Raw genomic sequence first — 21974 nt, 5'->3', positions numbered from 1 at the left:
GCCTCTGTATCGCATGGATGGGTATCAAGATATAGATTTAGTTCAACTGCTACAAACTCCATTTCCTGAAGTCTTCTAAGCATAGCTATCTGTTTTTCACAACTCATCTTTTTATCACCTCCGTGCTATTAATCCGGTATTGGATATACGCCCCAAAGTTCAGGGAATAGTGTGCCTTTAACTAGCGCCTCTTGCGGGCAGAAGGCGTTGTCATAAAATTGCCACGGTACATAGGCATGCGCCAGCATCATGGGCATGCAGGTTTCACTGGCCATAGATTGGCCCATAGCCATTTCGCCGGAATCCATATAATCCATATCTTCATCATTCTGCCACATTGGATAAGTCTTCTTTTTCACAAGTCGGCCTCCTCTCTTAAATCTACTATATCTTATGTCAAGGCTCTCCCTGGTGCTACAGGAGTAATAAAAAAAAACCGATTCCTGTTGTTTCCAGAAATCGGATTATCATCAACTGCGCATTATTGCGGCATTATGATAAAAGCCAAAATATATAGTCCTATGCCAAACCCGCGATAAAAACTAGCTGCCGCCCATAATAGACGAATCAATGTAACATCATATCCCGTATAATTGCTAACCCCGGCGCAAACGCCAAATATCATGCCATGCGAAGGGTCCAAGGCTAAATGCTTGGTAAATGGCATAACTGCAGCTCCGTTCCCATCATGAACAAACTGCCATATAGTAAACCCGCTCAGCAAATATGCGCCCATGCGAATAAGTCCCAGCATACTACCGCCTCTCCCCAAACCTTTTTACTACCATTATTGCCGGAGAGCGAGCAATTTAAACCAAAAGGCCAGCAATCTGCTGACCTTTTTGGCGTTATTTACTTGACGGCGTTACCAACCGCAGTCTTCGCTTGACCGGCGGGGGAGCTTGTCCGTCCTCTTTATGCACTTTTGCTTTAGCACGTCGACTCACACTGATTAACAGACCAATGGCGCAAAAGTTGACTACCAGCGATGTCCCGCCAAAGCTGATAAAAGGCAGCGGCACACCAACTACCGGCAGCAAACCCGATACCATGGCAATATTGATTATGCCCTGTCCGACAATGAGTCCGGTAACGCCTAGCGCCAGCAGCCTGCCGAACCCGTCTGCAGCCTGAGCAGCAATCCTAGCTCCGTAAATCCCCAGCAAGAGTAGCAAAGTCAGCACAACGCCAGCGCCGACAAATCCCATCTCCTGGCACAGAACAGCAAATGCAAAGTCAGTGTGAGCCTCGGGAAGATAGTAAAACTTACTCGTCCCCATCCCCAGGCCACTCCCCAAGAACCCACCGGATCCGATTGCCAATAGCGCTTGGACTGTCTGATAGCCAATTGAATCCTGATACGCCCATGGATTTAGCCATGCATAGATACGATCAGCCCGATACGAAGCCGCAAACGACAGAGCTACTGCTGACGCTAATCCTACACACGCAAGCAAGACTATCTGCGTGCGCGGTAATCCGGCAATAAGGTATAGCAGCAGACATAACCCGATAATTATCAGGGCAGTACCCATATCAGGCTGCTTGAGAACAAAACCAAAGGCTATCAAGCTAAAATAAAAAGGTCCGCTAAAAAGATCTATTTTCCTCCTGCGGTCAAGCCGCGGCCCCAAATAACTGGCGGTAATGAAAATAACAGCTAATTTAGCTAACTCGGAAGGCTGAAATTTGACGCCCGGAAGATTAAGCCAGCGCCTCGCTCCATTAGCCTCGACGCCGACAAAATGTACAGCAAGCAGCAAACCGATAGTGGCTAGGCCAATCGGCATGATAAATTTCTTAAAAACATTATAATTAGTACGGGCGATTACTAACATTGCGCCAAATCCAAGCACGAAGAACAGCAGATGACGTTTGAGAAAAAAATAACTATCATGCAGAAGCTGTCCGGCTAGTACAAAACTAGCGCTAAAGACATTTACTGTGCCAATTATAAATAGTATTAAAGTAATATAGAAAACCGCTTCGGTATCATTATTCCATAATTTAGTAGCCTTGTCCATCTAACAGCCCCCAAACGTCTGCCTTAAATACAGATCATTATCCTCTTAATTATATTAGAAAAACAATTTTACGCCAAGCCTGTCATTGGCTTCGCGTTATATTACTTTTTTTTTAAAAAAACTATGCCATACCAATGACCAAATCACTGGTGCTGAATATAATAAAGAGCGGAAAATTGTTGGCGGGCCGGTTTACCCGTCAGCCTATGATAAAGAGGTGATTTGCGTGGAAATGGCGCCATTTAACCTGTTGGTCCTCGACGCATCCAGCCATAGTCTGCTTCTGGTAGATGGTCTTAAAGGAGATGCCTTAGCCAAGATGGCTTATCCGGCTGAGTATACTCCAACCGGACTTGCCATAACCAGCGACCTGAACAAAGCCTATGTACCGGCAGTTCATCGAACCGGCAGCGGTGCATTATTTGCGGCTAATCTAAGAACGAATTCATTTTACAGACTGCCTGTCCAAATTCCTCATCCTCTGCAGTTTGCTTTGGCTCCCGATAATGTAACCATTTATTTCACCGCACCGGACGGCGTACTACATATTCTTAATACTTCCACCTTGGAATTGACAGTTTGCGGCCAAGCGGGCAATGAATCATGCACCTGCGTCGGTCTTGCCGCCGATTCCGATAATGTATACAGCGCTTGGGAGATTGACACCGGAGGGGTCGTTGCTACTTTTAACCGCAGCGGCCAATTGACCGGCGAGCATCAGGTCGAAGGAATTCCAACCAATATAATTTACGATCAACATGGCGCGGTTATGATCCCGTTTACTTCAAATGGTACATGCGGTGAAGGACTGATTATTTTTCGTCTGCAAAAAAACGCCCCGCCTTCTGTTATAACTATTCAATGTCCGGCCTGTGTTCAAAGTAATGGGGCGTATCCTTGCCAGGCGGCCGTCGCTCCTGATGGGCAGACTGCCTATCTTGTCAATGAGGACAGCGGCTCAGTTACCATTGTCGACGTTATAAACTCGGTTATTGTTGATCATTTCAGTATCGGCCGCTCGATTTCAGCCTTGACTATTTTGCCTGACAGCCGGTTTGCGGTAGCGTCCAGCAACATGTTCAGGGACTTATCCCTCATTGATCTTGTCAACGGACGCCTGCTATCATTTACCGAAAATAGTCACGAAATTTTAACCCCTATCGCTGTCCTTCCAACCGCTAATTAAGGACTTTTAGATTATTGCTTCGCTAAATTTACAGTTATATAATCATATTATGTAAACAGTACCAGGAAAGAAAGCATAAGCATGAAACCACTGTCTGCCTGTCTACTTGCAGCTGTAATTTTAACAGCAGGTTCCCCACTCACCTTTCAAAAAGCTGCAGTTAACGATCAGCCACAAGCAACGCCGGCATGGTCAGCATCACTATCAAAACAGCCTTCCAGCTATACCGGCGGAGTTTTTAAACCAATTGTCGCTGTTCAAGAATACCTTAACAAACATAACTTGACACCTGGCGCATCACTAGGCGGCGGCGTACAACTTTTGTATGAGGTTGAGTAGCTCCAATTAGAAAACCCGGCTTGCACCGAGCTTTAGCGAAAGCGCCAGCCGTTGGTTGCGCTATATCGCCAGAACTTATATTTGCAGATTCCAATAGACCAAAAAAATCCCCTGATATGATATGCTCCCCTTTAGTAGACAGGTAAAATAATAAAACCTGTTATCTGAATGAAAGGGGAGCATTTTTCATGTCTAGAAAGAGTCTGTTTAGTCCAGAAAAGAAACTATATATATTACAAGAACTTGAACAGGGTGGGCATTCGCTTTTAAGTGCTGCGCCAGGGAGTACCCCTATGCTACATAGTTATCGAGGATTTCAATATACATCTCTAGCCTTTAAAAAACGTTTAGAAGACCATGGTTTAACTCAAAGCATGTCTCGCGTCGGCAAGTGTATTGATGACTACATTTACTTTTACAATTATGAAAGGCTACAGTCAAAATTAAACAGCCTCAGTCCGATAGAATTTCGGAACAAGGCTGCCTAAACTTTTTTATTTTTATTGGCTGTCTACTTGACGGGATGCAGTGCACCACAGGGGATTTTTACGTTATATTAGGATTTCCCGAGCGGACGCGGCCATTTACCGCCCCATTTGTACTTTGTTGGCGATGGTTTCTGCTGCACCGGCTCGACCACGGGCGGAGGACAAGGCGGGGGAGATGGCGGCGGACAGATCGGACAGTCAACTTCTAGGTCATCATCTTCTTTATCTTCATCATCTTCATCTGTCTCGCACTCCATGGTATCTATTTCTTCTGACGGCGATTTGTACATCTCAAATTTAGCAGTATGTTCTGGGCAGAAATCTTCGTCATCATCGTCTTCGTCCCGGTCATTGTCACAATCATAATGACAATCATCGTCTATGTCATCATCAGGGCACTCATCTTCATCAATATCTTCAATTGCCGCGACTGCCTCGCATTCCGGCTCGATAGACGTAATATTGGCTATTATGCCTTTCTCCATCATACTAAGTATCATTAAAAAATGCTCGGCTTCGCGGCGGACATGGTCGGCTAAAAGTTCGGGAATAAGCCCTAACAATCTGCACTGAGCAATCATCTCCTGTGTTGCCCGTTTGAAGTCCCGAAGCTGGCGGGTCGAAGTGCCTACGTCTTGTAAGAAACGTCTAAAAGCCGGCGCTTCATTATCGTTATAGTAAAGCATGCTGGCAAAATCCTGGCTCTGCAACAGCAAGTCGTCGAAATCCTGGCCGAATTCGTTAGCTGTTGCAACCAAGGACCGCTCAGAGGGATCTAAGAGGTGACTCATAATCTTAGCATGGTCGCCCATGATTCGTACCCAAAATGCATTTTCTTTGGTCTTTGCGGCTGCCTTAAGCGCCGGTCGTCCCTCGCACATCTTATCAAAAAGGCGCATTACGTACTCAGCCTCGCGGGCCATATGGTCCAGCAGCGTGGGGAAAAGCCAACCGGCCAGTTTACAGGTCAGTTTTAAACGCAGCAGATGCCGTTTGAAGCGATGCAGTTCACAGACGGCATCGCGGGCATCGCTCACAAGTTCGTTGAATTTCTTTTCACTTTGAACCCGTTCGGCCCGGTTACCCAAAGTATCAAATTCCCGAATAAAGCTTTGGGCCTCATTTAAAAGGTCAGTACGATCACAGGGCAGTCCGAGCCTAATTAAAACAGCATGTTCCTGCATAATATCAAGCCAAAACCTAACCTCCTCAATATTAAGAGGTTCCAATGGTTGAGGAACTGTATAAGCAATAGGCTGACGCGACATTGTAACACTCTCCCATCTTGCAAAAATAATTCGTTTACTCTATTACAATATATGCCGCGTCTTGATTTTATGCTATAAGTTTACGGAAAAACCACTTCACAGCGATGAATTTTCATCCCAAGCCCACTAAATTTTTGTTCATATTCTGTCATAATGTTCTTCTCGGCAAATTCACTATTATGCAGATCGAAGGTCACATTCTCGACGATTAGACCATTTTCAGCAAATTGCTCGAGTGAGAACTCAAACAAGGCTTTATTATCAGTCTTGAAGAAAAGCCGTCCGCCGCTTTTTATAATCTGGCGGTATTTATTCAGGAAATTGATATGCGTCAAGCGGCGTTTGGCGTGCCGCGCCTTAGGCCAAGGGTCGCAGAAGTTAATATAGAGCTGATCAATTTCATTGTCAGCAAAAATATCGAGGATGTTGTTTATATCAAATACTAAAAGCCTAATGTTCTTTAGTTCTTTAGCCGCCGCTTTCTGCGCAGCATAGAAAAGAACATCAAGCTGGGCCTCGATGCCGATATAATTAATATCAGGATTGAGCGCCGCCGTCTCAGTGATAAACCGGCCCTTGCCGGTGCCAAGCTCAACATGAAGCGGCGCGCTGCGGCTAAAAACCTCCTGCCATCTGCCCTGAACGCTGCTATCAATATCTTGGTATACAAAGTCGTTATACTGGTTAATTGCCTCGGCAATCCACGGTTTTTTCCGCAAACGCACTTAAATCCCTCCGCTTACTCTTTTGACAGACCATATTTCTTTAAATAACGGTATAAAGTTACCCGACTGACATCAAGCATATTGGCTAAGCGGCTGACATTACCGCCGGCTGCCTGCCATGCCTTGACGAATACATCTTTATCCTCTTTCCAGGCGTTCCCGACCGGAGCGTCGGCTATCAAGCTGATACTAGTTACTTTAATAGTATCGCCTATTGTGTTAAAAAAGGCGTGCTCGACAACGCCCTGCAGCTGTTTAATATTACCCGGCCAATCGTAGTTCATCAGCATCTCAGCGGCTTCAGGCGCAACTTTTTTACTTTTAAGGTGATGCTGCTCGGCAACTTCGTCAATAATATGACTGGCTAAGAGCGGAATATCCTCACGCCGTTGCCGCAGCGGCGGAATGCGGATAACACTCTTCGACAAAGTTTCATATAGCTCGCTGTTAAATACGCCTTTGTCAGTCAAACGCTTGAGATCACTATCACAAGCCGCAATAATACGAACGTCAATGTTTCTTCTAATATCTTCTCCAACCCGTGAGCTCAAACCGCCCGTTAGGACTTCAGTCAATTTATCGGCCACCTTGGGCGGAATTTTTTCGATTTCATCCAAGAACAGCGTGCCGCCATTAGCCAGTTCAAGTTTACCGGGCCGGCTTTCTTCGTTCTCAGCAACTCCGAAAAGTTCATGTTCAATTAATTCGGGAGTAAGAGCGCCGCACATTACCGAAATAAGCGGTCCCGCTGCCCGGCTGCTGGCTTGATGAATACCATGAGCCAGGCGTTCTTTGCCGGTGCCTGGTTCGCCTTGCAGCAGCACATTATTGCTGCCGCGCGCTACGCGGCCAGCTTTTTCCTGCATGTTTATAAACACCGGAACTTGCCCAACCATACTATTTAAGTTATAGCGGGCCTTATAGCCGACAGCATGGGCAACCAGCGTCCTTAGATCTTCAATTGGCATGGTAACTGCAACAACGCTGTTTATAATATTATCTTGATCCCGCTCCAGCGGCACAACGGTAGTAATATCTTCGTAAGTCTTATTCGCAGTAATCCACGTTACCTCTTTATTATATGAAGGTATTCCCTTGAAACCCTTGAAAAGCGGTGTATGACGGTAATTGAGGACAAGACTGTTTAAGTTGGGCAGGCTTTCTTCTTGGCCTTGCGGACTAATTCTCGCTAATCGGCTGCGGCCCAGTTTATTAGTATATACTACATTGCCGCCAGGCACAATGTGATAGACGGCAAAGGGAGCAGCATCCAAAATAGTGTCAAGCGCCTTTAAATGCCACTGCATGGTTAAACTACTCTCGAGCGAATACTTCATACTCAGAAGTAAAGAAACGATGGCGTTATAGGGAAGTGCCTCCTGCTCAACTGACACGAGCGTCAATATATACTTAACTTCTCCGTCCACCATTATCGGGGCTGAACATGCATCGCCATCCTGGCATTCGCGCAGCCACATTTCAGGGCCAAACATAAGAAATGGTGCCTTATGCTCATAGGCTACACTAATACTCGATGCTCCGATGTCCCGCTCTGACAGCCGTGCCCCTTCAACCTCGCCCGGCGTTTTCTGAAAAAACGGCATGGCATAGCTTTTTAGAGTATAACACTCATTATCTAAAATAAATAAGCTAAGATTATAGGCATTAAAATACTCACTAATCTCCTTATATAACCCGTCGAGGTATTCAATGGCCGCATGATGGATTTTGCGACGCTCTGCTAACTCCTGTTTACTAAGCCTTACAAGCGGTGGCAAGCTGTCGTGCGGGATGCCGCGCGCCTTGCTCCTCTTCCATGATTCAGCTACCCAGGGATGGGTGTTCGGGTCTAGAACCCCCTCCTCGACAAACTTTCGGTAATAAATCTCAAGCTTTTCCCGACTACGCCGCTCACGAATCATAATAACCTCCGTTTTTAGTAATCTTATTTATTATTCTTGTAGCTATTAAACCGTCAGCTCGCGCAGCTTTTAATAGATCATTATAGCCGACGAATAGCGATAGCTTGACGGATCTTGTGCATGTTATTAACTATCTGTTCCTGATGCCGAAGCATTACGCCAACATACAGGACGTCACCGATAGCCAGATGAGCTAAACGGGAGGCCATAGCCTCCGAGCGGTATTGAGTCTCCTTGGCTGCGCCGCATAACGTTACATCAGCCAACTTGCTTAGCGGCGACTTAGTATAGCTGGTAATAACTATTATCGTCGCGCCGCTTTCTTTAGCCATCCGTACCGAGTCTAGCAGGTCCCGGTTAGCTCCGGTGTGAGATATGGCGATAACAACATCGCCTGCACCCAAAAGGGCGGCCGACGTTATCTGCATGTGAGGATCGGCATAAGCCCTTACCGGAATACCGAACCGCATAAAGCGATGTTCGAAATCAGCTGCTATCACTGCTGAGCCGCCCGAGCCATAGGCATCAATGCGCCGCGCCGCGGCTATTGCCTCAACTGCCTTTTCAAATTGAGTTTCATCAATTATTTTAAGGGTGTCCTGAAGTGTTTCATTAATGCTATGGAACAGCTTACCGGCAATAACAGTCAAGGGATCATCCGGGTCGACCTCTTCGTGGACCGATTGCATAGGTGTATATAAATCGCCGGCCAAGGCGATTTTAAAGCTTTGATAGCCTTTATAGCCAGCCTTCTGACACATACGAAAGACAGTGGCCTCGGCACTGCCGGCTACTTCAGCCAATTCGGTAATAGACATGTGAATAACTTCGGACGGATTAGCTAATATGTATTCGGCGACTTTTTCTTCAGCTTTGGTCAATATATTGCCGATTCCGCGTAAGCGCGGGAGACATCCGCCAACATTCCTCTCAATTTCCTCCATGGAAAACATACCTCACATATATCCAACGTTTACACTTTTTATATAATTCTATCAAGGCCGTTAACAGTAAGCAATACTTACATATTTTTCTTCTACAATTAATATACCGCGAGTACTAGCAAAATACTCTGATATAGCCAAAGACCTTATCAGCCAGCCTGGTAAGGTCTTTTTATTAGCCGCAATTTCGAGTATAATTTTTATATAAGACACACTAATCGGAAAATTCCTTCAACAAGGGAGAGCTCAATGGATATTATTAAAGAGCTGTTAAGCGGTATTCCTCTGCCGCGCATGGTCAAGATTCGTCAGTCCTTCCCCGCCCCTAAGCTGGCCAATATTGAGTCAACACTGCGCAAGGAGCTGTCTAGGCCGGGTATTATTGATACGATTAAGCCGGGAATGAATATTGCCGTCGCTCTTGGCAGCCGCGGCATAGCCGAAATCGCCACTCTGACCGCATTAACTGTTGAGGAAATTAAAAAACACGGCGGCCAGCCATTTATCGTTCCGGCAATGGGCAGCCATGGCGGCGCAACTCCTACCGGCCAGCGAGAAGTCCTGGCCAATCTCGGCATAACTGAACAAAGCGCCGGGTGTCCGATTATTTCTTCAATGAAAGTCGTTGAACTTGACCGCTTAGATAATGGCCTGCCGGTATATATCGATAAAAACGCCTTTATGGCTGACGGCATCGTTGTAATCAACCGCATTAAACCTCATACCGCATTTCGCGGTCAATGTGAAAGCGGTTTGGTCAAGATGATTACCATCGGCCTCGGGAAGCAAAAAGGCGCCGAAACCTGCCATGCCTATAGCTTTAAGTATATGGCTGAAAACCTTATCGCCATGGCCAAGATTTCTTTAGCCAAAGCCCCGATTTTGTTCGGCGTTGGCATAGTCGAAAGCGCCTATGACCAGGTTGCTAAAATTTCCGCGGTGCCGGCCGCCCAAATGATTGAAACTGATATGAAACTGCTGCGCGAGGCTAAAGCAAACATGCCGCGCTTGTATTTCGATCAGATTGACGTGTTGGTTGTCGATCAAATCGGCAAAGACATCTCAGGCGACGGGATGGATCCCAATATAACCGGACGCTATCCCACTCCTTATGCCTCGGGCGGCCCTGATATCAGCAAAATGGTTGTTCTGGACCTCAGCGAACGGAGCCACGGCAATGCTAACGGTATGGGAACAGCCGATTTTACTACCCGCAAACTTATAAACAAAACTAATTTTAAGGCTACTTATGCCAACGGCTTAACCTCAACCGTTGTCGGCCCGACTCACATGCCGACCGTACTCGACTGCGACCGCGATGCCATCCTGGCAGCGATAAAAACCTGCAATGCTCGCGACCTGAGCTGCGTCCGGCTTGTCCGAATTAAGGATACGCTTCATCTTGGTGAAATTCTGATTTCAGAGGCCATGGTAGCAGAAGTAATAAATCACCCTAATATCACAATTCTAAGCCAGCCGGGTGAGATGACATTTGATGAATACGGCGAGTTAACAAACTAAACTCTGAGGGGGTCACACAATGGTTCAGAAAGCTATAATGGGCGTAGACATCGGGACAACAGGCTGCCGGGCGGTAATTTACCGCCAAGATGGTACCATCCTGGCTAATCATTCAGAAGATTATCCATTATACACTCCCCTAGCCGCCTGGGCCGAGCAAGATGCAGACGATATCTATTTGGCCTTTATTAAGGTTGTCAGCAGCGCCATGAAAGAGACGGCCCTCGAGCCTAACCAACTTGCAGGTATATGTTTCAGCTCGGTTATGCATAGCCTGATTCCAGTAAACAGCGCCGGCGAGCCGCTTCACCGCATGCTTACCTGGGCTGATTCCCGTGGCCAAAAGTATACCGAAAAGCTACAAGCAGAGCATGATGTCACAGGATTTTACCGTAAGACAGGCTGTCCGCTGCATCCCATGTATCCTTTGTCAAAAATCTTATGGTTTAGGCATGAGCGCCCTAACATTTTTAAATATACGGCTAAGTTTATCGGCATTAAAGAATATATCTTCCATAAATTATGCGGCCGCTACCTTGTCGATAAATCAATCGCTACTGCAACGGCCTTGTATAACTTACACACCTTGGCCTGGGATCAGGATCTTTTAAAAATTGTTGGAATAACTGAAGCTATGCTGTCCGAAGTTGTCCCGAACACCTACATAGTTCCGAATATTTCCCCGGAAATAGCATCACTGCTCGGAGTTCCGCCAGAGACCTCCATTATTATCGGCGCTAGTGACGGAATCCTCTCAACTATCGGTGCAGGTGCAGTAAATCCCGGTCAGGTTACAGCAATGATTGGTACAAGCGGCGCTGTCAGAGTCGTTACCGACCGGCCCCATATTGATGAAAAAGGCCGTACTTGGTGTTACAATATGACCGAAAACTACTGGGTGCTCGGCGGCGCTATCAACAACGGCGGTATCGCTTTTCGGTGGGCCCGCGACAAGTTTGGGACGACCGAACAATATGTTGCGGACAACCTGAGCATCGATACCTATGAAATCCTTAGCCGCTATGCCGAGCAAAAGCCGGCCGGTTCCGACGGCCTTGTAATGCTGCCGCTTTTTTCAGGGGAAAGAGCTCCTTACTACAACGCTAATGCCCGCGGCGTATTGTTCGGCCTCAATCTTAATCATGGTAAACGGCATATCATCCGCGCCACGCTTGAAGGCATTATTTATTCCATGTACAGCGTATTCGCCGCCCTTGAGGAAGTATCCGGCCTATCGGATGAAATCCGGGTCGGCGGCAGCTTCACCCGGTCAAAATTATGGGTACAAATAATGGCCGATGTTTTTGGCCGCGTGATAACTGTTCCCGGTCAACCGGAAGGCTCGGCGTTCGGGGCAGCAGTCCTCGGTATGCATGCGCTTGGTTTGATTAGTGATATTAAAGAGGTCGGTAAGTTTATCAATATCAGCGAACGCTATTATCCTGACCAAGCTAACCACGACCGTTATCAGCGTTTATTCAAAATCTATGAACGCATCTATTACAATCTTGCAAAAGAGTTTGATGAAATCGCCGAAATACAGCGGACGTGGCGGTAAATTGGAATCTTACCACTCCGAGTGAAACCAGCCTTCACGGTCAATTCGCTCATAAGTATGGGCGCCAAAGTAGTCGCGCTGAGCCTGAATCAAATTGGCAGGCAGTACGGCGCGGCGGTAGCTGTCATAGTAGTCGAGTGAGGCGCTAAAAGCCGGAGTGGGGATACCTAATTCCTTGCAGGTTTTGACTACTAATCGCCAGTTATCCTGAGTTTTATCCATAACCGAGCTGAAAAATGGGTCTAACAGCAGATTAGCCAGTCTAGCATTGCGGTGGAAGGCTTCCTGGATTCGCCCCAAAAAACGCGCCCGGATAATGCAGCCCCCCTGCCACAGTAGCGCTACATCACCGTAATTGAGATTCCAGTTATATTCATCGCTGGCTGCTTTTAACAGCGCGAACCCTTGCGCGTAAGAGCATATTTTGGAGGCATACAGCGCATCATGGATAGCGGCAATAAATTCTGTTTTGTTTCCAGCAAACTCTGCTTTCGGTCCGCTCAGCACCTTGGACGCCGCTACCCGTTCAGTCTTATAGGCTGACATACAGCGGGCAAATACTGCCTCAGTAATAGTAGGTGTCGGCACTCCTAAATCAAGCGCACTTTGCGATGTCCACTTGCCGGTCCCCTTTTGCCCCGCTTTATCCAAAATTACTTCAACTAACGGTTTGCCGGTCTCATCATCTAATTTCAATAAGATATTACTGGTGATTTCAATAAGATAAGAATCTAATTCACCCTTGTTCCAGGCGTTGAATACATCATGCATTTTCCTGGTGCTAAGACCAAGCGTTTCTTTCATTATATAATAGGCTTCGCTTATCAGCTGCATATCACCGTATTCAATACCGTTGTGGACCATTTTTACATAGTGACCAGCTCCGTCAGGTCCCACATAGGCACAACAGGGTCTATCACTTACCTGTGCTGCGATGCTAGTGAAAATCGGGGCCAGTTCATTATAAGCATCCTCGTGACCGCCCGGCATAAGGCTAGGACCTTTGAGAGCCCCCTCTTCACCGCCCGATACGCCCATACCAACAAATCTAATCCCTCTAGCGGCAAGCTCGCCCGCACGGCGGCGGGTATCGGCAAAAAAAGAGTTGCCGCCATCGACAATAATATCGCCGCGTTCTAAGTACGGTAATAGCTCGTTGATCATGTCATCTACCGGCGGTCCGGCTTTAACCATAAGCATAACTTTGCGCGGCTTTTGGAGCATAGCCGCAAATTCTGCTATCGAATGGGCACCGCCAATCGACAATCCTTGCGCCTTTCCCTGTAAAAATGAGTCAACTTTGCTGACTGTCCGGTTATATACAACAACATTAAATCCCTTGCCCGCCATATTAAGAACTAAGTTCTCTCCCATGACAGCAAGACCAACTAACCCAATATCATAATCCGGTGTCAATTAGTTTCCCCCTCTTTATCTGCGACTTACTTAATTAACAAACACCTTGCAGCCTAATTTAAGATTCCTAGATAATCGTCAGCCCGGAATCATGAGAAAATAAATGGGCTTTATTCATTTCGAATGTCAGTTTAATTATTTGACCAAGCGCCGGTTTATAATCAGGATTTACCTTAACAATAAGATTTTGCTCACCTAATTTTAGATGGAGCAGGGTCTCAGACCCAAGCGGCTCGACTACTTCAACCCTAGCACTTATATCAGACGAATCTTGCTGGCCGGGATGAATATTCTCAGGCCTTACTCCAAGGACAACCTCGTTTGCAACACAACGGCCGATTGTATCAGCCCAAGCAGTCGGAATTGCGACTTTCATGCCGTTGGCAGTAAGTTCTCCGCCCCCGGCATTTCTGTCAAGGCGGCAATTAATAAAATTCATTGGCGGCGCGCCGATAAAACTAGCTACAAACCGGTTAACCGGCTTGTCGTACAGCGTCTGCGGATCGGAAATTTGCTGAATTATTCCGTCTTTCATGACAACTATCCGATCAGCCATTGTCATGGCCTCGGTCTGGTCATGGGTTACATAGATGGTGGTAGCTCCCAGCCTGGCATGCAGTTTTGATATCTCGGTGCGCATTTGGACTCTAAGCTTGGCATCCAGATTAGACAGCGGCTCATCCATTAGGAACACTGCCGGTTCGCGCACAATCGCCCGCCCCAGCGCTACCCGCTGCCGCTGGCCCCCTGATAATTCTTTTGGCTTACGGCTAAGATAATCGCTGATATTTAAAACCTCGGCCGCTTCTTTAACCTTTCGATCAATTTCATCTTTGGCCACACCATGCAGTTTTAGACTAAACGCCATATTATCATAGACATTCATATGCGGATACAGCGCGTAGTTCTGAAAGACCATAGCGATATTGCGGTCGCGCGGTGGTTTATCGTTAACTAGCTGCCCGCCAATATAAATATTTCCCGAAGTCTGCTCCTCCAGCCCGGCAATCATGCGCAGTGAAGTCGACTTGCCGCAGCCTGAAGGTCCAACAATAACAATAAACTCGTTATCTTCAATTTCCAGATTAAAATCATCAACCGCCGTAACCTGACCAAACTTTTTGACAACATGCTCACAAACTACTTTTCCCATTTGAATACCCCGCTTTACCAAATTTCTAGCCTTTAACTGCTCCCATTGTCAGGCCTTTGATGACGTACTTTTGGAAAATCATTGTCAAGATTATGGCCGGCAGAATTATAACAACAGCTGCTGCCATAACACTGCCCCAGCTTACCTCGGCATACGAAACAAAGTTATAGATTGCAATTGGCAATGTTTTAGTCCGCTCTGAGCTTAGGACCAGCGAGAACATAAAGTTGTTCCAGGAAAACAGAAACGAAAGGGTTGTGGCCGTTAAAATTCCCGGCCCTGATAACGGCAGCACTACCTTCATAAAAGCGCCCTGCAGCGTGCAGCCGTCTACCTGTGCCGCCTCTTCCAGTTCGCGCGGCAGTCCGTCAAAATAATTGACCATGATCCAAACGATGAACGGCAGCCCCACTAGCATATGACTGGCAATAAGGGCAGTGTAGGTATCCACCATACCAATTTTGGAAAAGAGAATAAACCATGGGATAAGATATGATATTCCCGGCATTAAACGGGCCAATAGAATAAATACGCCTAAGACCCGCTGTTTATAACGCGATATTGTATAGGCAGCCGGCAAACCGATAATCAGCGACAAAACCGTCGAACCAACCGCAATTACCGAGCTGTTCCACAAGAACCGGCCAAATTGCTGATCCACAAAAACACTTTTATAGTTTTCAAGCGTCGGCGTAAACACCCAGAGCGGTGGTGTGGTCACAATCTGGGCCTGGGTTTTAAACGAAGCCAGCACTATCCACGCCAACGGGAAAAGAAAAGGAATTACAACAATGACTACCATTGCATACCATAAAGCTTTGTGCAGCCGTTTTTCACGCATATTCTTCACGCTCCAGTCGGTAGTTCCGCTTAAAGGCTTTTATTGTTCCCATGACCGCCGTATCCACAACACGATCAGGCTGCTGCCCAGCACCAGTGCCAGAAGCGCCACCAGCGCCGAGGAAGCCGCGCCAAATTTGAAATAGCCGAAGGCTAAATTATAAGCGTAAATATTCAGCGTCTCGGACGCAAACCCCGGGCCGCCCGCCGTCATTGTATAGATAATGTCAAAAGTTTTAAAAGCGTCAATGCCACGCAAAACAACGGCAATCATTATAGTCGGAAATAGCAGCGGCAGCGTGATATAGCGAAAGATCTGCCACTCGCTGGCGCCATCCACCAAAGCTGCCTCATACGGCTCGTTGGGCAGCGAGGCTAGCCCAGCCAGCACAATAAGCGTTACCATCGGCGTCCATTCCCATATATCAACCAACGCCAGCGAAGGAATTACCGCAGTGTTGGAAGCCAGCCATTTCGACGGCGCCATTCCTAACAGCTGCAGAGCGTAATTTCCTAACCCAATCGTCGGTTCATAGAACAAGGTCCACGCCAGACCAATCGCCACCGGTGTTGCCACCATTGGGAGCAGCAGAATCCCTTTGACCAAGCCTTTCCCCTGAAATTCACGATTAAGAATAAGGGCTATGGCTACCCCTAGCACCGTTTCAACACCGACAGCCAATACAGTAAAGTATATTGTCAGCTTGACCGAATTATAGAAACGGTCATCGCTGAATAAGTCAATATAGTTTTGCAAGCCTATGAACTTGACAGAACCGCTTGACGCCATTGACCAATCTGTCAGGCTGACCCAAACAGTATAGGTAATTGGAAAAGCCATCATCGATAGAATAAATATTGCTGCCGGAAGCGGAAAGAGCCAGCTTATGTTACGCTCAATGTAGCGATTCAATCCGTTGCCCTCCTAACAAAGTTGCTATTATCCCCATATTAAGGGCAAGGTGCGGCCAAATTGACCGCACCCCTTTTTATTTACTGACTAAGCTCTCCGGACTTGCTCAACAATTCATTAACTTTGGCAGTCGCCTCTTTGGCCAATGAAGCAATATCGGCTTTACCGCCGGATTCAATCGATTTTACAATGACATCACCGATGGCGTCACGCGCTTCAACGACGGCTGTCATTACCGGACGGTCATACGGAACCGCAATTCCACCTGTTTGTTTTGCTATATCAGCCATGCCCGGATGCAGCTTGGCAAGCACGGCCTGAGCGCTCCATATAGCATTGCGGGTTGTTGTATTGCCGGCAAGCTGGGCTTTCTTCATAACTTCTTCACTGGACATCCATTTAACAAATTCCCAAGCAGCGTCTTTATTCTTCGACTGATTCGAAACCGCTACCGCCCAAGGCACTACCATGAACGGATGCTGTCCGGCTGGGCCGGCTGGGAACATCGCTAAACCAACCTTATCTGCGACTTTCGATTTCTGTGGATCTAACAAACCTGGCAGTAATGTACTGGCATCTGTCCACATTGCTACTTTGCCACTGGCCATCAAAGCCTGCGCCTGCGGCCAGCTCATATTCGTTACACCCGGCGGGCCGTAGTCATGCAGAATTCGTCCGTAGTATTGAATGGCCTGCACAGCCTGCGGCGAATCTAAGACACACTTGCCGTCCTTTAGGAAATCGCCGCCATGACCATATAAATAGCTGGAGAACTGCGTTACAGCAGCCCCGCGCTGGCCACGGGAGACAATGCCATACATGCCGGCCGACGGATTATGAAGTTTCTTAGCTGCAGCTTCAAGTTCTTCTAAGGTCTTGGGCGGAGTCAGTCCGGCCTGTTCGAATAAATCTTTGCGATAAAATAACGTCTGCCACTCAGTGACAATCGGCACAGCATAGACATTACCCTTCAGCGTTGTCGCATCAACAGCCGACTTTTGGAAGTCATTCCATTTCCAGTCGGCAGGAGTCTTCTGGCTATCGCTCAAATATGTGTTGAGCGGCTGGTACCAATTGTTTTTAGTAAACAACCGGCCCTCTTGGAGCGGTCTCGTCATAAACACGTCAATTGTTGACGATTTGGAAGTAAATTCAACAGTCAGTTTTTGCGTAAGCTGATCTTCGAAATAGCTCTCCATATTGACCTTTATGCCGGTTTTCTTCTCAAACTCCGGAATAAGCGGCTTTATGGCATCTGTGTAGGTATGGTTAGAGGCTACAAATCGGATAGTCTGCCCGGCAAACTTCTGCCCATCTGCCGCTTTTTGCCCGCTGCTGCCGCAGCCAGCGACCGCCGCCGCTAATACCAACGCGCCGGCGAACATCAGTCCCCGCTTAACCAAACTTTTCATTACTTTCCTCCTTATAGTATTTAGAGAATTGGAATGACGGTACTTCTCCCCTCCCTTTAGCAAAATCGATCGAGTACCCAGGAAGTTGTTGTTATTTTTTGATTATTCTTTATATTGGATAATTATACCTGCTGTTCTGGAAAAAATTTTTAAAATTTTACTAAGTTTAAAAAATAAAGCCCGGGCACTGGGCCCGAGCGACAAATTAGGTACGATATTGATTAATGTCTTCCCCGAAATGCTGAATAACATTTTTGAATTCACGGATCTTGTCCATCATATCCTGCAGTTTATCATTATAAACCGATACCGAGGCGCTGACCTCTTCGGTAGCCGCAGAATTTTCTTCTGAAATGGCGGCCAGTGACTCAATCTTGCCGTATACTTCGCTCAGGCCGGACATTTCATGTTCCAATTTTCCAATCATGTCTACAATATTATCGGCAACTTTCCGGATATTACCGACATTCTTGGTGTTGCCTGTCACAACTTCTGCCAACTGACGGCTTTCCGCAGCAAGCACATCATATTCTTCCTGGATTGCGTCAACAACACCGCTGATAATATTCATTAGAACCTGCAAGTCACTAGCAATTGAGGTAGAATGTTCCTGCGACTGCTCAGCCAGTTTGCGGACTTCTTCGGCCACCACAGCAAACCCGCGTCCCTGTTCACCGGCCCTGGCCGCTTCAATAGCTGCATTTAAAGCAAGTAAATTAGTTTGGCCGGCGATGGCAGCAACCATACCGGTAATCTCGGTTATTTTAGCGGCCTGCTGTTTAAGATCGGAAGCTGAACATTTTACATCGGAGAACTTCTGCATGCTATCCGCCAGCTTGGTGCTTGAAGCCTGGACTTCTTCAAAGCCTTTATCGATTTCGTCTACCGCTGCCTCAAGCTGCTGTTTGTTATGGGTCTGCTCAGTCACTACTGTTGTCAATGTTTCAAGGTTGCCGTTTAGTATTCCAACGGCATGTTCAGTCTCCTGCGCTTGATTAGTGGCCGCTGTTGCAACATCGTATACTACGCCGGAAATTTCATTCGATGTTTCACGCATCCGGTCGGATAAGCTATTGAAATTGTCCGCATACCTGTCCATTTCATCGCTAATGCCCTTAAAGCCGGTAAACTCGCTTTTTACCCGTTTTTTATATTGAGCAAGAGTATCAAAAATTTCTTCAAACTCATCGGCTGTTTTAAGCTTTGTTTCGGTAAAATACACCCGCTCTTGAATTGCCTTTAGCTCATCGCGGACTGCCTGAAAGGGCCGCAGCAAGAATCCTGCACCCAGTCCAGCCGCAACGCCGCTAACTAATGCCGTCCATAACGGAATATTTGCCCCCATGAGCACGAAGGCCACATTTATTATAGCCGCGACTATCGCTGCCGCTACGCCAATTTTAACCGGCAGGCTTTTTGTAAAACCCAACGCTTGATTCAAGCTATATGTAATCGTACTGGTTATTGGTTTCGGAAAGCGAATTTTTATCTTCATTGCATCAGAAGCCGATTCGATGACCTCAGTTGCAATATCTTCCTTAAAATGTTCAGCCGCACCGGCTAGCAAGCCTTTCAAATAGCCAAACATGCCTCGTTTTGAGCGGTAACTTAAAACTGCTTCATATTCCGATACCGATTCAATCAATAGCTCAGGCGGATTTGCCCCCGGAATTCGCTTGACCATTACAACATGGACATCGTACATCGACCGCAGGAAAGAATACAGGCTCTCCTGCCTAAAAAAGGCTGGATAGCTGTTAAAAAAAGTGCCAATATTATCCTTACCGATTGCCAGCCATATCTCATCTTCGGATTTCCCGGTTTTACGCGCCAGAAAGGCGGCAAAATTTTTCGGTTTTGCATCTTCAATCTCTTCAGTCGGCAAGAATATCTTATCGCTAGGCCAGCCCACATGCTCCATGGCCCGTACCGCCAAATCCTCGCCCCAAATTTTATGAGCTGTGCTCACCCAAGTTCCTACAACAGTGCCTTTCATTTACTGTCACTCCAATTAATGTAAATTTACAATTTATTATATATTTCGCGGTCATTCGCCGTACTCCTTTTGTAATTTGCTAATAATTATTATTTTTTAACAAAAATTTTTTAATAGGGTTTTGAGAAGTTTTACCGTGATTTAAATCACTGAATGTCCACAAAAAATAATGTATAATTTAAACATCAAGTTTACATAAGGAGGAATTTAGTTGAATCTGCCACTTGCCAAAATTCCCGTTTTAAATAAACGCGTTAAATTCCCGGTTACTCCACACATTCCTGGCGGTCTAGCCACACCAGACCAGCTTCGTCAATTAGCCGCAACGGCCGAGAAATATGGCGGAACTCTTAAAATAGTCGGCAGCAGTATCACAATCATGGGTCTTAACCTTGCCGACGGCGAAAAAGCGCTGGCTGAGCTCGGAGCAAAACCCGAATCCTTTATTTCCAAATCGGTGCGCCCGGTTAATATGTGTCCCGGCAAACCGCACTGTCCAATGGCTCAGCAGGATAGTACTGAGCTTGGGTTAAGACTTGATAAAGAATTCTTCGGTCAGGATGCTCCTGCCAAAATCCGGATCGGCGTAAGCGCTTGCCCAAACTGTTGCGCTGAGGTTTTTGTTAAAGATGTCGGTCTTTACGGCACAGCAAAGGGCTATGTAATGGCGGTAGGCGGCAATTCCGGCCGTAAAGCTCAAATAGCCCAAGTCGTCGCCGAACGCGTTCCGGGCAACGAAGTTGCCCCCATTATAAACAATATCCTCGAATATTTCCGTGAGAACGGTAAAACCAAAGAACGCCTCGGTCAAACCATTGACCGGCTTGGCTGGGACGAGTTTAAGGCCCGAACAATCCCTGAGCAATATCGTAAGTAACAGTAAGAGGAAACAGCTTTAATAGGCCGTTTCCTCTTTTATTTAGCTACTTATTTATTTTTCAGCCATTTTAGCGGTAATATCCCCTAATAGCTTTCGCATCATCTCTGTCCGGCATTTAGGACATTCCGAAGTCCAACTATTAGGATCAGTTTTTGGAGCCGCCGCGAGAAACTTTCGCCCGCATTTTAGGCAAATCTTCCATTTAATCCTCCCAATTACGGACACCTTTCCCGCCTCCTGTCCCCACTAATGCTATATTATATTCCCAAGCTATCAATTTATGACTAACTACCTTCCATAGCCTAAACAGCAATTATATGCGTATTTCGGTTCATTTAGACTAAAATTTCTCAAAATCTACTTTAAATTTGTCTAATTTTAGGATACAATGATGGTAATTGGGATAAAGGAGCCTTGAATATGGGCGAGAAAATGATTTTCAAAATTTTAAACCACTTAGAAGCTATGAACGAACGGCTGCATAGCCTTGAAAATGATATTTCCGGTATTAAGGCCGGTCAAGACCGACTTGAAACCGAGGTAACTGCTGTCAGGTCCGGACAGAGCAGCCTTAACAAAGATATCACTGCAGTAAAGTCTAGTCAGCTTAAGCTTGAAAATAATCTTACCGCTAAAGTAGACGTTTTGTTTGACGGTTGGCAGCAGCACGAAGATTACGTCGTTCGTAATACTAGTCAGTTGGACAGGCTTGAGGCTAAACTAGACAGCCTTTCAATTGCTGCAGCGAGGATGCATGCCGTCCAAGATCAGCATACTGAATTACTAAATATATTGAGTACTCGCTCTGAAAATAATGAAACTGAGATCTTAGCCCTGAAACGGGCTAAATAACAGAACGCCTTTGCGATACAATCGCAGAGGCGTTTAAGTTTGAGGATTTATAATATTTCTCGCGAAATTGGTGAAACGCTATACATATAACTGACGAAATTCCTAAATTCCAAACATATCTGCCAGGAGTGATGAAATGAATCTCGATAACCTGCCCTTGCTGGTAATTATAGTCCTATCAGTCATCGGCAATAATCAATCAGTATCAATTGCAGCTTTAGCCTTATTGCTCATAAAGTTACTTGGGTTTGAAGCTTGGTTTCCTTACATCGAAAGCCACGGCATTAGTATCGGGATTACCATTTTAACATTAGCCGTGCTAGTCCCAATCGCGCAAGGCAATATCACCATCGGCGACATTTTTAATTCATTTAAAACTCCAATTGGCCTTACAGCAGTTGTTATCGGTATCTTTGTAGCTTGGGTAGCCAGTCGAGGCATTCCCTTTATGCAAGCAACTCCCGAAGTCGTGACAGCTTTGATTACCGGTACAATTCTCGGTGTCTGCTTTTTCAAAGGCTTGGCAGTCGGCCCGCT

General features: G+C 46.5%; 23 protein-coding genes. 8 read left to right on the top strand and 15 right to left on the bottom strand.

Going from position 1 to position 21974, the window contains the following annotated elements; translation table 11 throughout:
* From GX348_04615 to ftsW, 4 genes are all read right to left on the bottom strand, one after another.
* Positions 1-107 (bottom strand): spore coat protein CotJB (locus tag GX348_04615; protein NLP41471.1); only part of this gene is annotated, 107 nt, incomplete at its 3' end.
* A 21-nt stretch (positions 108-128) separates the two neighbouring features.
* Positions 129-338, bottom strand: coding sequence for a spore coat associated protein CotJA (locus tag GX348_04610; protein ID NLP41470.1), 210 nt, complete (start codon positions 336-338; stop codon positions 129-131).
* A 143-nt stretch (positions 339-481) separates the two neighbouring features.
* Positions 482-754, bottom strand: coding sequence for a PspC domain-containing protein (locus GX348_04605; GenBank protein NLP41469.1), 273 nt, complete (start codon positions 752-754; stop codon positions 482-484).
* A gap of 94 nt (positions 755-848) precedes the next feature.
* The gene (gene ftsW, locus GX348_04600) at positions 849-2024 is read right to left on the bottom strand and encodes a putative lipid II flippase FtsW (GenBank protein ID NLP41468.1); all 1176 of its coding nucleotides are present in this window, start codon (positions 2022-2024) and stop codon (positions 849-851) included.
* A gap of 85 nt (positions 2025-2109) precedes the next feature.
* Between ftsW and GX348_04595 the strand changes: the two genes are divergently transcribed.
* The 3 genes from GX348_04595 to GX348_04585 all read left to right on the top strand — a co-directional run bounded on the left by GX348_04595 (position 2110) and on the right by GX348_04585 (position 4037).
* Positions 2110-3210, top strand: a complete 1101-nt coding sequence (locus GX348_04595; protein ID NLP41467.1) for a hypothetical protein — start codon at positions 2110-2112, stop codon at positions 3208-3210.
* A gap of 81 nt (positions 3211-3291) precedes the next feature.
* The gene (locus GX348_04590) at positions 3292-3549 is read left to right on the top strand and encodes a hypothetical protein (protein ID NLP41466.1); all 258 of its coding nucleotides are present in this window, start codon (positions 3292-3294) and stop codon (positions 3547-3549) included.
* 188 nt (positions 3550-3737) lie between these two features.
* The gene (locus GX348_04585) at positions 3738-4037 is read left to right on the top strand and encodes an IS3 family transposase (GenBank protein NLP41465.1); all 300 of its coding nucleotides are present in this window, start codon (positions 3738-3740) and stop codon (positions 4035-4037) included.
* Between the two features lie 68 nt (positions 4038-4105).
* On the opposite strand, the gene GX348_04580 is transcribed toward GX348_04585, so the two are convergent.
* The 4 genes from GX348_04580 to GX348_04565 form a co-directional block, all read right to left on the bottom strand.
* Entirely contained in the window at positions 4106-5305 is a 1200-nt protein-coding gene (locus tag GX348_04580; GenBank protein ID NLP41464.1) for a DUF2935 domain-containing protein, read from the bottom strand.
* 80 nt (positions 5306-5385) lie between these two features.
* Positions 5386-6030: a tRNA (guanosine(46)-N7)-methyltransferase TrmB gene (trmB, locus tag GX348_04575; GenBank protein NLP41463.1), complete on the bottom strand. Its 645-nt coding sequence runs from the start codon at positions 6028-6030 to the stop codon at positions 5386-5388.
* A gap of 14 nt (positions 6031-6044) precedes the next feature.
* Positions 6045-7952, bottom strand: coding sequence for a sigma-54-dependent Fis family transcriptional regulator (locus GX348_04570; protein ID NLP41462.1), 1908 nt, complete (start codon positions 7950-7952; stop codon positions 6045-6047).
* Between the two features lie 80 nt (positions 7953-8032).
* Entirely contained in the window at positions 8033-8896 is an 864-nt protein-coding gene (locus GX348_04565; GenBank protein ID NLP41461.1) for a MurR/RpiR family transcriptional regulator, read from the bottom strand.
* Positions 8897-9145: 249 nt separating this feature from the next.
* Between GX348_04565 and GX348_04560 the strand changes: the two genes are divergently transcribed.
* Together GX348_04560 and GX348_04555 are read left to right on the top strand one after the other, a co-directional pair.
* Entirely contained in the window at positions 9146-10417 is a 1272-nt protein-coding gene (locus GX348_04560; GenBank protein NLP41460.1) for a DUF2088 domain-containing protein, read from the top strand.
* A gap of 19 nt (positions 10418-10436) precedes the next feature.
* Positions 10437-11975, top strand: a complete 1539-nt coding sequence (locus GX348_04555; GenBank protein NLP41459.1) for a gluconokinase — start codon at positions 10437-10439, stop codon at positions 11973-11975.
* A gap of 9 nt (positions 11976-11984) precedes the next feature.
* Here GX348_04555 and gnd read toward each other — a convergent pair whose 3' ends face one another.
* The 6 genes from gnd to GX348_04525 all read right to left on the bottom strand — a co-directional run bounded on the left by gnd (position 11985) and on the right by GX348_04525 (position 19705).
* Positions 11985-13391, bottom strand: a complete 1407-nt coding sequence (gene gnd, locus GX348_04550) for a decarboxylating NADP(+)-dependent phosphogluconate dehydrogenase (GenBank protein ID NLP41458.1) — start codon at positions 13389-13391, stop codon at positions 11985-11987.
* Between the two features lie 67 nt (positions 13392-13458).
* Positions 13459-14544, bottom strand: a complete 1086-nt coding sequence (ugpC, locus tag GX348_04545; protein ID NLP41457.1) for a sn-glycerol-3-phosphate ABC transporter ATP-binding protein UgpC — start codon at positions 14542-14544, stop codon at positions 13459-13461.
* A gap of 25 nt (positions 14545-14569) precedes the next feature.
* Positions 14570-15385: a carbohydrate ABC transporter permease gene (locus GX348_04540; GenBank protein NLP41456.1), complete on the bottom strand. Its 816-nt coding sequence runs from the start codon at positions 15383-15385 to the stop codon at positions 14570-14572.
* A gap of 39 nt (positions 15386-15424) precedes the next feature.
* Positions 15425-16228, bottom strand: a complete 804-nt coding sequence (locus GX348_04535; protein ID NLP41455.1) for a sugar ABC transporter permease — start codon at positions 16226-16228, stop codon at positions 15425-15427.
* Positions 16229-16377: 149 nt separating this feature from the next.
* Positions 16378-17709: a sugar ABC transporter substrate-binding protein gene (locus GX348_04530; GenBank protein NLP41454.1), complete on the bottom strand. Its 1332-nt coding sequence runs from the start codon at positions 17707-17709 to the stop codon at positions 16378-16380.
* 205 nt (positions 17710-17914) lie between these two features.
* Positions 17915-19705 carry a chemotaxis protein gene (locus GX348_04525; GenBank protein NLP41453.1) on the bottom strand — a complete coding sequence of 597 codons (1791 nt, stop codon included), beginning with the start codon at positions 19703-19705 and terminating at the stop codon, positions 17915-17917.
* A gap of 211 nt (positions 19706-19916) precedes the next feature.
* On the opposite strand from GX348_04525, the gene GX348_04520 reads away from it, so the two are divergent.
* A complete protein-coding gene (locus GX348_04520) occupies positions 19917-20582 on the top strand; it encodes a nitrite reductase (GenBank protein ID NLP41452.1) in 666 nt (221 codons plus the stop codon).
* A gap of 54 nt (positions 20583-20636) precedes the next feature.
* Here the strand turns inward: GX348_04520 and GX348_04515 are convergent, their stop codons facing one another.
* Positions 20637-20810: a hypothetical protein gene (locus tag GX348_04515; protein ID NLP41451.1), complete on the bottom strand. Its 174-nt coding sequence runs from the start codon at positions 20808-20810 to the stop codon at positions 20637-20639.
* Between the two features lie 195 nt (positions 20811-21005).
* Here GX348_04515 and GX348_04510 point away from each other — a divergent pair, with 195 nt between their 5' ends.
* Both GX348_04510 and GX348_04505 read left to right on the top strand, forming a co-directional pair.
* Positions 21006-21437: a hypothetical protein gene (locus GX348_04510; GenBank protein ID NLP41450.1), complete on the top strand. Its 432-nt coding sequence runs from the start codon at positions 21006-21008 to the stop codon at positions 21435-21437.
* A gap of 136 nt (positions 21438-21573) precedes the next feature.
* The coding region (locus GX348_04505) for a DUF441 domain-containing protein (protein NLP41449.1) at positions 21574-21974 on the top strand (401 nt) is incomplete at its 3' end.

This window comes from Veillonellaceae bacterium (assembly GCA_012523975.1).
Classification (GTDB): Bacteria; Bacillota; Negativicutes; order JAAYSF01; family JAAYSF01; genus JAAYSF01.
The sequence above is the reverse complement of the archived record's forward strand: the minus strand, read 5'-3'. Positions and strand labels throughout refer to the sequence as shown.

Coding starts and splice junctions, on each gene's coding strand:
- GX348_04610 (NLP41470.1), bottom strand. CDS start 338: ATGTGGCAGAATGATGAAGATATGGATTATATGGATTCCGGCGAAATG.
- GX348_04605 (NLP41469.1), bottom strand. CDS start 754: ATGCTGGGACTTATTCGCATGGGCGCATATTTGCTGAGCGGGTTTACT.
- ftsW (NLP41468.1), bottom strand. CDS start 2,024: ATGGACAAGGCTACTAAATTATGGAATAATGATACCGAAGCGGTTTTC.
- GX348_04590 (NLP41466.1), top strand. CDS start 3,292: ATGAAACCACTGTCTGCCTGTCTACTTGCAGCTGTAATTTTAACAGCA.
- GX348_04585 (NLP41465.1), top strand. CDS start 3,738: ATGTCTAGAAAGAGTCTGTTTAGTCCAGAAAAGAAACTATATATATTA.
- GX348_04580 (NLP41464.1), bottom strand. CDS start 5,305: ATGTCGCGTCAGCCTATTGCTTATACAGTTCCTCAACCATTGGAACCT.
- GX348_04570 (NLP41462.1), bottom strand. CDS start 7,952: ATGATTCGTGAGCGGCGTAGTCGGGAAAAGCTTGAGATTTATTACCGA.
- GX348_04565 (NLP41461.1), bottom strand. CDS start 8,896: ATGGAGGAAATTGAGAGGAATGTTGGCGGATGTCTCCCGCGCTTACGC.
- GX348_04560 (NLP41460.1), top strand. CDS start 9,146: ATGGATATTATTAAAGAGCTGTTAAGCGGTATTCCTCTGCCGCGCATG.
- GX348_04555 (NLP41459.1), top strand. CDS start 10,437: ATGGTTCAGAAAGCTATAATGGGCGTAGACATCGGGACAACAGGCTGC.
- ugpC (NLP41457.1), bottom strand. CDS start 14,544: ATGGGAAAAGTAGTTTGTGAGCATGTTGTCAAAAAGTTTGGTCAGGTT.
- GX348_04540 (NLP41456.1), bottom strand. CDS start 15,385: ATGCGTGAAAAACGGCTGCACAAAGCTTTATGGTATGCAATGGTAGTC.
- GX348_04535 (NLP41455.1), bottom strand. CDS start 16,228: ATGATGGCTTTTCCAATTACCTATACTGTTTGGGTCAGCCTGACAGAT.
- GX348_04530 (NLP41454.1), bottom strand. CDS start 17,709: ATGAAAAGTTTGGTTAAGCGGGGACTGATGTTCGCCGGCGCGTTGGTA.
- GX348_04525 (NLP41453.1), bottom strand. CDS start 19,705: ATGAAAGGCACTGTTGTAGGAACTTGGGTGAGCACAGCTCATAAAATT.
- GX348_04510 (NLP41450.1), top strand. CDS start 21,006: ATGGGCGAGAAAATGATTTTCAAAATTTTAAACCACTTAGAAGCTATG.